At 56.0% G+C, this 11,614-nt stretch carries 9 protein-coding genes and 1 pseudogene; 4 read left to right on the forward strand and 6 right to left on the reverse strand.

Translation table 11 applies throughout. From position 1 onward, the window contains the following. Positions 1–72: 72 nt before the first annotated feature. Positions 73–588, reverse strand: coding sequence for a carbon monoxide dehydrogenase subunit G (locus tag RA27_RS15020; protein ID WP_039540708.1), 516 nt, complete (start codon positions 586–588; stop codon positions 73–75). Positions 589–756: 168 nt separating this feature from the next. On the opposite strand from RA27_RS15020, the pseudogene RA27_RS24725 reads away from it, so the two are divergent. Continuing rightward, positions 757–878: pseudogene (locus RA27_RS24725) on the forward strand (CoA transferase); the annotation flags it as partial. Positions 879–1,182: 304 nt separating this feature from the next. Here RA27_RS24725 and RA27_RS15025 read toward each other — a convergent pair. Both RA27_RS15025 and RA27_RS15030 read right to left on the reverse strand, forming a co-directional pair. Then, positions 1,183–2,793 (reverse strand): hypothetical protein, encoded by a 1,611-nt coding sequence (locus RA27_RS15025; RefSeq protein WP_152610708.1) that lies wholly within the window; start codon positions 2,791–2,793, stop codon positions 1,183–1,185. Positions 2,794–2,857: 64 nt separating this feature from the next. After that, positions 2,858–3,847, reverse strand: a complete 990-nt coding sequence (locus tag RA27_RS15030; RefSeq protein ID WP_039540714.1) for a glycosyltransferase family 2 protein — start codon at positions 3,845–3,847, stop codon at positions 2,858–2,860. 1,024 nt (positions 3,848–4,871) lie between these two features. On the opposite strand from RA27_RS15030, the gene RA27_RS15035 reads away from it, so the two are divergent. Together RA27_RS15035 and RA27_RS15040 are read left to right on the forward strand one after the other, a co-directional pair. Beyond that, positions 4,872–5,825 carry a FecR domain-containing protein gene (locus tag RA27_RS15035; protein ID WP_241484081.1) on the forward strand — a complete coding sequence of 318 codons (954 nt, stop codon included), beginning with the start codon at positions 4,872–4,874 and terminating at the stop codon, positions 5,823–5,825. Between the two features lie 51 nt (positions 5,826–5,876). Then, positions 5,877–8,108: an adenylate/guanylate cyclase domain-containing protein gene (locus tag RA27_RS15040; RefSeq protein ID WP_241484082.1), complete on the forward strand. Its 2,232-nt coding sequence runs from the start codon at positions 5,877–5,879 to the stop codon at positions 8,106–8,108. 235 nt (positions 8,109–8,343) lie between these two features. Here RA27_RS15040 and hemC read toward each other — a convergent pair whose 3' ends face one another. Continuing rightward, on the reverse strand, positions 8,344–9,300 hold the full coding sequence (hemC, locus tag RA27_RS15045; RefSeq protein ID WP_039540721.1) for a hydroxymethylbilane synthase: 957 nt from the start codon (positions 9,298–9,300) through the stop codon (positions 8,344–8,346). 106 nt (positions 9,301–9,406) lie between these two features. On the opposite strand from hemC, the gene hemE reads away from it, so the two are divergent. Continuing rightward, on the forward strand, positions 9,407–10,441 hold the full coding sequence (gene hemE, locus RA27_RS15050; protein ID WP_039540724.1) for a uroporphyrinogen decarboxylase: 1,035 nt from the start codon (positions 9,407–9,409) through the stop codon (positions 10,439–10,441). Positions 10,442–10,700: 259 nt separating this feature from the next. Here hemE and RA27_RS24430 read toward each other — a convergent pair whose 3' ends face one another. Further along, positions 10,701–10,862 (reverse strand): hypothetical protein, encoded by a 162-nt coding sequence (locus tag RA27_RS24430; protein WP_193746524.1) that lies wholly within the window; start codon positions 10,860–10,862, stop codon positions 10,701–10,703. 20 nt (positions 10,863–10,882) lie between these two features. Further along, a complete protein-coding gene (locus RA27_RS15060; RefSeq protein ID WP_039540730.1) occupies positions 10,883–11,446 on the reverse strand; it encodes a class I SAM-dependent methyltransferase in 564 nt (187 codons plus the stop codon). Positions 11,447–11,614 lie beyond the last annotated feature (168 nt).

Genomic DNA, 11,614 nt, shown 5'->3' on the forward strand with positions numbered 1-11,614 from the left:
CCGCAACCTATCGCGCCGAACCATCTTGCGACAGTCCTGTTACGCACATTGTCCTGCGCGTATGCGCAGGGCCTAGTCCCGTCCGGTCAGGCGGCCAAGCCAACCCGATTTGGATTCTTCCTCGGTGTCGTCGTCCTGCGGCGGCGGCCCTTCGAAATGCTCTTGCAGATTGGCAAAGAACTGATCCGCCATCTTCTTGGCGAATCCGTCGATCAGACGGCTGCCCAACTGCGCCAGCTTGCCCCCCACCTTGGCCTCCACCTCGTAGCTCAGAGCGGTGCCGCCAGCCTCGCCGGGCTCCAACGTCACGTTTGCGCTGCCCTTGGCAAAGCCTGCCGCGCCGCCCTTACCCTCTCCTGCGATGGTCAAACGCTCAGGTTCAATCATGTCAGACATGGTAACCGTGCCTTTGAACGTCGCCTTCACAGGCCCGACCTTTTGCACCACGGTCGCGTGATACCCCTCAGCCGGATTGCCCGTGATCTCCTGCGCGCCGCCGATGCAGGCTTTCAACACTTCGGGGTCCAACAGGGCAGCATAAACGGCGGAGGGAGGTGCCTGAATCTCGCGGGTGTCGCTTAACTGCATCTGAAAACCTCTTTCAATCCTGTTGCAGACCAACAAAGACCTAGCCTCGAAATATCGATGCAGGCAACCCAATTGCGCCGACCACAGTGCCAGGGCCACAATTCTTCGCTTGCATTCGCAACCCCATGTAGAATCCCTGCGCCGTAGGACCTTGGCATTGCCGAAAGCCTGATCACGACCGCCGACGCCTTGATTGAGGGATTTCGCCCCGGCGTGATGGAAAGCTGGGTCTCGGTCCAGAGAACTGCTGGCGCATCAACCCCAAACTGGTCTATGGCCGGATGACAGGTTGAGGACAACACAGCCCGCTGTCTGATACAGCGGACAACGACCTCAACTATATCGCGCTTTACCGGCAGCTTGTTTAGCTTGGTTTTTTAAGTTCGTTGATGAGCAACCGGGGCTCAAAAACGTGGAGCCACTCAATCTCTGGGCTGACAGGCGCTCACCGTCCGGCAACTTCGACGAAGGGTGTCAGGTTGCCGATTAATTGATCTTCAAGGCGATGTGCGTTGGAGGTACAGCAACCTTGGCTAGTATTTTGCAATCTGGCTTAAGTCGCATACACATAAGTACCGTTAGCTTCTGCTGGAGCTAGGGCTGAAGCTTCCAAAAACCGACGTATAACCCCCCATTCGGCAATGCACCAGTACGGGGCGTCCCAAATGTATCCCAGACAAACCGGACTTTCTGGCCCAAGCTTCCGGAAACCCGATGCTCACCATCACTGTAAATCACCATTCTATCGGAGACGTTATTGCCATCTATGACGACGGGTTTATCCGTTTCGACTCGGTACCGCCCTGGGAACGGTAGAGTAATATCTTCGGGCTCACTTCCAAGGATGGTCTCTTGGCCAGCGAGCCATATCGTACCCGAATAGTGAATATAGCTTTGCCGAAGGGCTTCGGCATCTTCGGGGAAAAGAAGATGCGGACCATCAGGGACTGTCTCGTCATTCATCGCGACATGCAGCGCCCAACGATTGGCTAAAAGCAAAGGTGGCCGTTTTGTTTCTATAAGATGTGCCATTACAGGTTGCCCTGCGGCGCGATAGTGTTTGAGACCCATGCTTGACATGAAAAACAGGTTCCTCGGAAACGTTGCAACCATGGCGTTGTGGTCGATGTAAGGTACTGGCTCTGGAAACAACCGATGTACCTCCGCCAGTGTAGCACGCTGAAGCGCCGCGTTTTCCGAAAGCGCTTTCACCGCCTGCCCGGCACCCGTACACAGCATAAGTACTATCAAGGTTCCAAGTACTGGGCCGCGCCCGAGCCGTGCGGCGCCCATCGCTGTAATGATCATGAGGGGTGGAGTGATGAACGGGAAGAAATACGGGAAGGCATTCCGATAGAATAGGATGGAAAGCAAGCACGGAAGGGCAAAAGCCAACGCTGCGCAGATCTTTCTGTTATTCTGACCTGCACCTATACCGACGGCGACAAGCGTTATCGCGCCCAAACTTAACAACGCCCACAGAAGTGCCTCGCGCGCGCGCGGAAAAAGCCCAGAGTCCAAGAGCGTGGTTTCAAAAGCGCGTTGTGCGTTGTTTGCGGTTTCGTTACTCAAAGAGCTTGCAATGCCAGACGCGTGCCAGATGTAGATAATCGAGGCGAGACCTACGCCGATCAGGCCCGAAACAAAAATACGCAGAACTTGCCCGCGCTCCGGCCATCGCCAAAGTAGCACACCCAAAAAAGCGGGCAGGTAGAGAACAGCCTTGACAGTTACCAAGAGTGACGCAGCGATGAGCAGTGCTGTGACCGCGGTCTGTACTGAACCCATTCGCTTGGTCATCATAATGGCCATGGCTGCCATAAGCCCCGCCGCAGCAATCGGGTCGGCCCGAAAACTCGCGCCATAGACAATAACGAAGCCTGAGGTCAAAAACGCAAGGACTGCAAGACCCGCAACGTCGCGCCCAGCTACTGTCTTGGAAATACGGTAGATCGATAGACAAGTGATCCCAAGGAACAAAGTCATAGTCAGTCGGGCGACAAAAACCTGAGCCATTTCCTTACCGGGTATCCAAGCTAACCAGCCAAACGCGTGGACGTAAGCTGTTTGCATCGGTCGGTCCAGGCGCCCTTCCAGATTCGCATGGATATGGCTCAGGAAAAAGAACTCGTCCCAGTTTACATTGCGAATCCAAGCTGCTGCGACGAGCACAGCAAAAGCTAGGTAGGCGATATGGCGCTGCACATCTCTATCGCATAACCGCTCTAGAAGACTTTCTCTTCGGTGCATTGGAGCAGCCAAAGATTGCTCAGGCTGCATTGGATAGTTTTACCGTATCAGCCTTAGTGTTTCCGCTTCTCGATGTTGGCGCGCGCAGAAGTTCCCTGGCGCGGATGTCTTCGAGTAAACTGCGGTTCGCGGCAATCATGTCGGCCAATACGCCGACAGCGACGAGTACGGTTGCCATGGCCATGAGCGTTGCCGCCAGAACCAAGGATTGAATATGACCTGAACCGCCGTCCATAGCGTAAAATGTCAGAAACCGGCCAATCACCAATAATGCCGGCAGAGCGAAGATTGCGGCTAGCGTAAAGAAAAACCGGATCGGCGCATAAAGGACAAAGACGCGTATGATGGTTGTCGCAGAGCGGATGACATATTCTCGGATGCCCTTGAACAGCCGAGAGGGTCGCGTCACCGTGTTCACGCCAACGGGCACGGATGTCATTGGAATGCGTTTTCGTCCCGCCTGGATAACAGTCTCAAGTGTATAAGTATATGTATTGATAACACAAAGCCGCGCGGCGGCGTCACGAGCATAGGCCCGAAAGCCCGAAGGTGCATCGGGGATATCTGTTCCGCTGGCTTGCCTCACCACCCAACTTCCCAAATGCTGCAGCGCCTTCTTAATGCGCGAGAAGGATTCGATCCCGCTGATTGGGCGGGCCCCCACGACGATTTGCGCACGACGTTCAAGGATGGGCGCGATGAGGGCCGGAATGGCTTTTGCGTCATACTGATTGTCTGCGTCAGTATTGACGATGATATCCGCGCCAAGCGCAAGCGCTTCTTCGATCCCGGCAGAGAACGCACGCGCGAGTCCCACATTTGAAGGCATAACCAAAATATGGTCGGCACCAGCTTCACGCGCCACTTCAATTGTGCGGTCCGTTGACCCATCATCAATTACGAGAATTTCAACAGAAGAAATCCCGGCGATTTCTCGCGGGATTTCCGCAATGGCCGAGGAGAGGGTTTCCTCCTCGTTCAGTGCAGGAATCTGCACAATCAGTTTCATTGCCCCACTCCGCTTCCACCATTTCAACAATGCGACTTTGCCAGTAGTTTCGGGCAAAAGTGTGACTGAGGACGAAAGGTTCTTCGCTTGATCTGATTGTGCTTGGACCAACGCCCTTAGCTGTTGCTGTCTCCTCGGTCACTTATGGCGGTCGTTTTGGCGCGGTTGAATAGCCAGTTAGCCAATGCAGCGCTAAGATCCAAGTTCCGCCTCGAACAGTTCCGGAACGTCCATCCAGTATTCTTCTTTATAACTGCGACCTCTCAGGAAGCGTGGAATTTGCAACGCATTCCTACCAGTTAGCAATTGCCGGTAAGTTTCGTTGGAGATGTTAAATGTCGTAGCGGATGTCCTATCATTACTTCTAACCAGTGTTGGCATCGTATCTGATTGCATAACTTCAAGCACGCTACGGGAATCGTTTCTACATTGGTAGAAACGCTGCCGGAGATAGCGTCGGCGCCTTGGGTATACGATCAAACCAGAGACGCCACCTTGCTTGACCCATTAAGTGGACGGGGTAAGAAAAACGTGGTGATCCCGTATACGAAGCCCGCACCACCGGACTTACCGGAGAGATTGGACCTTCATGGCCGGGGCTTCCGGGAAAGTTTGAACAACTTGCAGTCGCGTGATCGCTAAAGTTAAGAAAAAATATTTTAAGGTCCCTCGCCCCTTGGCAGATGGTTGCCGTCAAACACGCGACCACGTCTCTGTTGGCCGGTACGCCGTTGCCTGTCATCCAGGTATCAATCCGGCTTTCCGCATAAAAAATATTCTTCTGAAAGACCGATGAGTAAAACCAACGGAACGCAACAGCCGGGCATTAGAAAAGAGTGTTTCGATCTGTCCGGAACACAGGCAATTATTCGAAAGCTTGCCAAATCCACCTGTTTTGACGCATATTTGGTTAGTTTTAATGGCTTGTATAACTAATCATATTTAGCTTTTTGAGGCGACAGATATCGGGCGAGGGGTATTTTGACACTCCGATAGGTACCTTTTTGGGGAAGGGGACTTGGGTTTGGCCTGGTTGAGATTGCTTATTGTTTTCGTGGTTCTGTCTGCGCTGCCCGTATCGGCCGTCGCATCAATCGGAAAGGTGCTGAGCGTCAAACCGGGCGCGGATGTTATCCGGGCTGGCAAAAAGATACGGCTGCGGCAAGGGATGGAGGTGGCCTCGGGCGACACCATTTCAACCGACAGGTCAGGTGTGGTTCAATTGCTTTTTGTTGACGAGACCAAGATTGCAGTTGGCCCGAACGCGCGGATGATACTGGATGTATCGATGTTGCGCGGAAACCGTAAGGCAAAGAGTTTCACCGTGCAGGCACTGGGTGGCAGTTTCCGCTTTATTTCTGGCAAAAGCAGAAAGCGGGCCTATTCGATCAAAACACCGAATGCCACGATGGCCGTTCGGGGCACGATATTTGACATGTGGATCACATCCGAGAATCAAAGCGCGATGCTGGTGATCGAGGGCACCGTTCAGATGTGCGGGCTAAGAGGGTCGTGCCGATCTGCAAGCCGCAGATGCAGTCTGTTTGCCACCAGTTCAAATGGTCGGGTGGGACGACCCGCGGATCAGGATCAATATGACAAAGCCCTACAGGGCGGTTTCCCCTTCATACGATCGCAAAACAATCTGCTACCTCCGTTCCGGGTGACTGCCGAAGGCTGTTCGGGTGCGCAGGCGAAGGCGCCTAAGGTGGAATCCGAACAGCCTGAGCGGCGCGCAGCCCAACGTCAGGCAGAACAGAGACAGGCTGAGTCGCCAGCCCGTGAAAGAGGGCGATCTGAATCACCTGGACGGGCCTCGGCCAGCGCCGAGGGGCGTTCAGGGACCTCAGCGAGTGCCGGAGTCAGTTCCTCCGGTGAAGCCAGCACATCGGTGAGCGCATCCAGTGGAAATCGTGGCGGTTCGGGCCCCAGGGCGACCGCAACCGCCGGCAATGCCTCAGCGACGGCTGGTTGGTAGCTACGGACAGCACGCATTTTCATTTTCCCCTTCGCGTGGGAGGCAGATGTGGTGGGTAAGATCAAAGACAGATTTGGGCGTCGATTGATATTTCGGCTTGTGGGGTTGGGGTTGATCCTGATGGGCTGCTTTATTCGGGTTGTGGACCCATACCCCCTGCAGATGTCCAGATTGATCTATTTTGATATTCTGCAACGCGTATCTCCACGCGCCTATGATCCCGGGCTGCCGGTCCGTGTGGTGGACATCGATGAGAGGTCCCTGTCGGAATGGGGGCAATGGCCCTGGCCGCGCACATTGCTGGGACAGATGGTCGAGCGGTTGGGCAATTACGGCGCCGCCGCAATCGCTTTCGACATGCTGTTTGCCGAACCGGACCGGTATTCTCCGGTTCGATTGTTGCAAGACCCTTCCTTGTCGGGGCTGTTGCAGGTGGATCAGACCGCGTCCGGCTTGGACAATGATGTCAGATTCGGAGCTGAGATTGCGAATTGGCCGGTCGTGCTGGGCGTCGCGGCCCGGCAATCAGACAGTGGATCGGCAATACTTCCAAAAGCGGGGCTTGTTGAAATTGGTGAAAATCCGGCAGCGGGCCTTGTCAGTGTCGCCCATTGGACGTCTCTGGCCCCACCCTTGGGCGACGATGCCGCTGGGATTGGCGGCGTCAACGTTTCCCCTCTGGGCGGGCTGGGCGTGGTGCGGCGGGTCCCGGTGCTGTGGTCCGGTCCAAACGGTGTCTTGCCGGGCCTCGGGGTCGAAGCTCTGCGGGTTGCAATGGGCGAACCGGTTTATTTCGCCGAAGGGTCGCAGGACGAAGCCGGGATTATGCTCGAGGTCGGTATTGGCGAATTTCTTCTGCCAACCACCGAGAATGGCGAGATCTGGGTACGATACCGGCGGGACAATCCCGGTCTCTACCTGTCGGCCGATGACGTCATGCGCAGCGGTGATGATCCTGCGCTTCGGGCAGAAATCGAAGGGCGGATTATCTTGGTCGGCACCTCCGCAGCAGGTCTTTTCGACATGCGTGAAACCGCGTTGGGTGAATCCGTACCCGGTGTGTCGATCCATGCCCAGATTATCGAACAGATCATTCTGGGTGATGTGCTCAGCAGATCGGATGTGACCGCGGCGCTTGAGTTGCTGGCGTTTGTGATCCTTGGTGTCGTTGTCACCGTGGTGATGTCCAACTATGGGGCGGTCGCGTCGTTTATTGCAGGTGGCGTGGCGGCAATGGTCGTCATCGTCATCAGCTGGCTGGCGTTTCAGAACCATTCGGTTCTGTTTGACGCGACCTTCCCTCTGGCTGGGGGGATGGCCAATTTCGGGTTGCTGGCGGGATACCTTTTTGTCTCGACCGAGCGGGAAAAACGGGTGATCCGTCAGACATTCTCACATTATGTGGCGCCCGAGATTCTCGATGAGATGGAGGCGAACGGGCATCAACTGAAACTGGGCGGGGAATCTCAGGAGATCACGGTGATGTTTTCTGATATTCGCGGCTTCACACCGTTGTCGGAGGCGGTGTCGGCCACCGATCTGGTGGCTTTGCTGAACGCGTTGTTTTCCGAGATTGGGGATCAGATTCTGATCGAGCGGGGAACGATCGACAAGTTTATCGGCGATGCGGTCATGGCATTCTGGAATGCGCCGCTGCCGGTCGAGGATCATCCATGCCGCGCTGCGTTGGCAGCGTTGAAGATGCGCGTTGCGTTGGACGCGTTCAATGCCTCACCCATCATGCGCGGCCGCCCTCCGATCGCCCTGGCGACCGGATGCGCCACCGGAGCCGCCTGCGTCGGCAATATCGGCTCGCGGCGACGGTTCAATTACACGGTAATTGGTGATGTTGTGAATGTGGCAGCCAGGATCGAGCAGAATTGCCGACATGTGGATTATGACATTCTGGTTTCGCAATCGGTGCAGCAGGCCACCAGTTCCGATCTTGCGCTGCTTGAAGCAGGGTTTGTTGACCTGAAGGGTAAAAGCGAGCCTGAACCGGTTTACGTGCTGGTTGGTGATCGAGATCTGGCGGACGGGGCAGTGTTCCAGGCGTTGGAGGGTGCCCACATGCGCTTGCTAACCGCCATCCGCGCACGCGCCTCACACTCTGTGGTGTCTGGGCTGTGCAGCGAATGCGCTACGCTGGCAGAGGCGGTCGAGCCGGGTCTTACACCGTTCTACCGCGCGTTGCCGGGGCGCACGGCCGATTTCCGATCCGAGGCAGGCATAGGACGCGCGGTATTCAGTCATCACAATGGCCAGCGCAAAGCTGCTGAATAGAAACACGGCGCCATGACTTTGGACAGAGAACGGGGCGCGGTTGAAAATCAACTGCGCCCCGCCAGAAGGATCAATCTCGCCCCCTCGAATACTATCTAAAATAAAACGGGATAAAACTTTCGATATATTCGAGACTGACCTTCTATCCTCATCGGAATACAGACATATTGCACCTTCGCCGTTGCGGCGACAGTGAAGCAGTTCACATTAACTTGAATTATTTAAAATTAGTGGTTTAGCGCCAATCGAAGAAACCCGGGCCTGCTTGTTTCAGCAGGGATTCCGCCATGGATTGGCCCAGTTCGGCCCCATCGCCGAGCGGTCCGGCAGCATCTTCGCTGATCGCCTCGGACCCGTCCGGGCGCAGGACTTCTCCGCGCAAATGCAACTGGCCGTCGCGAACCTGCGCCAATCCTGCAATCGGTGTTTCGCATGAACCGTCCAGCCCGGCCAACAAGCTGCGTTCGGCCGCGAGGCGCTGGCCGGTTTCGACATGGTGAATGGCCGTGAGCATTTCGGCGGCACGGCTATCGTCACTGCGCCGCTCAATGCCAATTGTGCCCTGGGCAATAGCGGGGAGCATGTCTTCGGGCGAAATTGCGGTCGCGGGGACATCCTTCATGTCCAGTCGGCGCAAACCGGCCATGGCGAGAAAGGTACAGTCGGCCACGCCGTCGGCCAGCTTCTTTAGGCGGGTTTGAACGTTGCCGCGAAATTCAACCACTTTCAAGTCGGGCCGGCGGTTCAGCAATTGCGCCCGGCGACGCAACGATGAAGTCCCAACAACTGCGCCCTCTGGCAATTCGTGGATCGAACTCAGGGTCGGCGAGATGAATGCATCGCGGACATCTTCGCGCGGCAGAAAAGTATCCAGCACCAGCCCTTCGGGCTGTTCCACCGGCATGTCCTTGGTCGAATGCACGGCGATATCGATCCCGCCTTTCAGCATCGCCTCTTCGATTTCCTTGGTGAACAGGCCCTTATTGCCGATCTCTTTCAGCGGGCGATCCGCATCGATCATGGCGCGGTTGTCGCCTGTGGTCTTGATCACCACGATTTCGAACGCATCCTCGGGCAGGTCGAATGCGGCGCCCAGTCTCTGACGGGTTTCATAGGCTTGTGCCAGCGCCAGCGGTGATCCACGGGTGCCGATTTTCAGAGGCGATGCGGGGGTGGGCAGTGTAAGACTCATGTGCACAGCTTTAGTCGCGTCACATTGCCCTGACAATGGGGGCAGAGCTTGACAAATTGCCACTGAGGCCCGACCCGTTGCGCAGACCGGAAGATTGGGGGCATGTATGGCCGAGACAAAGAAATTGCTGCGAGCGCTGGCGGGAGAGACACAGGACGTCCCGCCGATCTGGATGATGCGTCAGGCCGGACGGTATCTGCCAGAGTATCGGGCGACGCGGGCGCAGGCCGGGGATTTCCTGTCGTTGTGCTACAACCCCGAGCTTGCCGCCGAGGTCACCCTGCAACCGATCCGCCGCTACGGTTTTGATGCCGCGATCCTGTTTGCCGACATCTTGCTGGTGCCGCAGGCGCTGGGTGCGGAGCTGTGGTTCGTTACCGGCGAGGGGCCGCGCCTGTCCACGATCACGCAGCAATCGGATTTTGATGCGCTGAAGCCGGTTGAGGATATCCACGAGACGCTGTCGCCCGTCTATGAGACCGTGCGTATCCTGTCGCGGGAGCTTCCGTCCGAGACGACTCTGATCGGCTTCGCAGGCGCCCCCTGGACCGTGGCGACCTATATGATCGCCGGGCGGGGAACCCCCGATCAGGGACCAGCCCACGCGCTGCGCGAGGAAAACACCGCGCTGTTCGAGGCGCTGCTGGACCGGATCACTGCTGCGACGATCGAATATCTGTCGGCGCAGATCGAGGCTGGCGCCGAGGTCGTCAAAATCTTCGACAGCTGGGCAGGATCGTTGAAGGGCGAGGCGTTTCAGAAATACGCCGTCGAACCCTGCCGTGTGATCACCAAGGCCATCAAAGCCCGCCATCCGGGCATTCCCGTCATCGGTTTCCCCCGAGAAGCAGGTAACGGATATGTCGGGTTCGCCAAGGCCACCAGTGTGGATTGTGTCGCGCTGGACAATTCGGTGTCGCCGGAATGGGCGGCAGAAAACGTGCAAACGGATGGGTGTGTGCAGGGCAATCTGGCCTCATCCCACATGGTCACGGGTGGGCAGGCACTGGTGGATGAGACACGACGGATTGTCGATGCGTTTTCGAAAGGGCCGCATATCTTCAATCTGGGGCACGGCATCACGCCAGATGCGGACCCGGAGAATGTTCAACTCATGATCGATACCGTGCGCGGGCGGTAGGCTGGATGAGGGGGCCAGCCCCCTCTTGGCCTGCGGCCAATTCACCCCCGGAGTATTTTTAGCCAGATGAAGCGGGCGGGAGACCTTTTCCGAAACCTGTCGATTAAGGGGCAACCGTTGGTTTTGGACAGCTTCATTTGCGCCAATCGGGATCAACTTTGGGTTTTTAGCGCTACTTAACCGATTAGACACGGGAGACCCGGTTGGGATAGGCTACGACACCATTTTCAGTTCAAGGATCAGGGCCTGCTTGTTTCCATCAGTCCGGTTTTGACATGATCAATAACCCACGAATCGCAGGGGGCTCCACATAATTGAACCCCGGGTACTTCTTCATCAGAAAGCGCTTGATTGATTGTTCGCCTTCACGCTTGGCATCGTCAAATAGGATTGAGCCACCGGGATTGAGGCGTTCGGCCATCAGGTCGCCTGCTGGCAATCTTATCTCTTTTCCAATGGCATCGGAGGCCCGTCCACGACAACGAGATCAGCATTCTTCGGCAATTCGTCCAGATCGACATCATACCAACGATGGTCGTATTCGAGGAACTTGGTCGGTGTGATACCTCTGACACGAAGATCGACGAACCCAGCTAGCCCCCTTTCGGTCAGGCCATGACGTACATTCTCTGCATATTCTGCATCATGTTCGTAGGAAATGAGCTTTCCGCCCACATCCCGAAGCTTAGAAGCAATTACAATGGTCGAGATACCTGAGCCAAACTCGACGATCAGTTTCGGCTTACGAGTTTCAATTATCTCTAGGATCTGAACTAGTGTGTCTGGTGGCATGCTCCAGACATTCCAATTGGGCAGACTGCGGCCGATTTCCAGCCGCTGGTTCAGCGACGCAGTTGCCCAGACAAAGGGGGCCAGTTCGCTGACAGTCTCATTTAGGGAGGATATCCTTCGGTTGATCCAGCGGGCTGAGCGAAAAGTTAAAGCAACACCCGCTAGCAATACGAGCAGGAGGACTACGATGACAATTTGCAATATCTCATACATATCGTGAGCTTTCTGAAGTGATCATCTGCACAGTGCGTAAAAGCTATTTGATCTTGACGGTAAAGGAATTGATCCAAAAGCGATTTGAAGTCCTAACAGCTGTCAAAAGAGTATAAGTAAATGTCGCGCCAAGGCTACAGTATCTGCGGAAGCGTACATGAAAAGACG

The organism is Ruegeria sp. ANG-R (genome assembly GCF_000813985.1).
Classification (GTDB): Bacteria; Pseudomonadota; Alphaproteobacteria; order Rhodobacterales; family Rhodobacteraceae; genus Ruegeria.

Coding starts and splice junctions, on each gene's coding strand:
- RA27_RS15020 (WP_039540708.1), bottom strand. CDS start 588: ATGCAGTTAAGCGACACCCGCGAGATTCAGGCACCTCCCTCCGCCGTT.
- RA27_RS15030 (WP_039540714.1), bottom strand. CDS start 3,847: ATGAAACTGATTGTGCAGATTCCTGCACTGAACGAGGAGGAAACCCTC.
- hemC (WP_039540721.1), bottom strand. CDS start 9,300: ATGAGTCTTACACTGCCCACCCCCGCATCGCCTCTGAAAATCGGCACC.
- hemE (WP_039540724.1), top strand. CDS start 9,407: ATGGCCGAGACAAAGAAATTGCTGCGAGCGCTGGCGGGAGAGACACAG.
- RA27_RS24430 (WP_193746524.1), bottom strand. CDS start 10,862: ATGGCCGAACGCCTCAATCCCGGTGGCTCAATCCTATTTGACGATGCC.
- RA27_RS15060 (WP_039540730.1), bottom strand. CDS start 11,446: ATGTATGAGATATTGCAAATTGTCATCGTAGTCCTCCTGCTCGTATTG.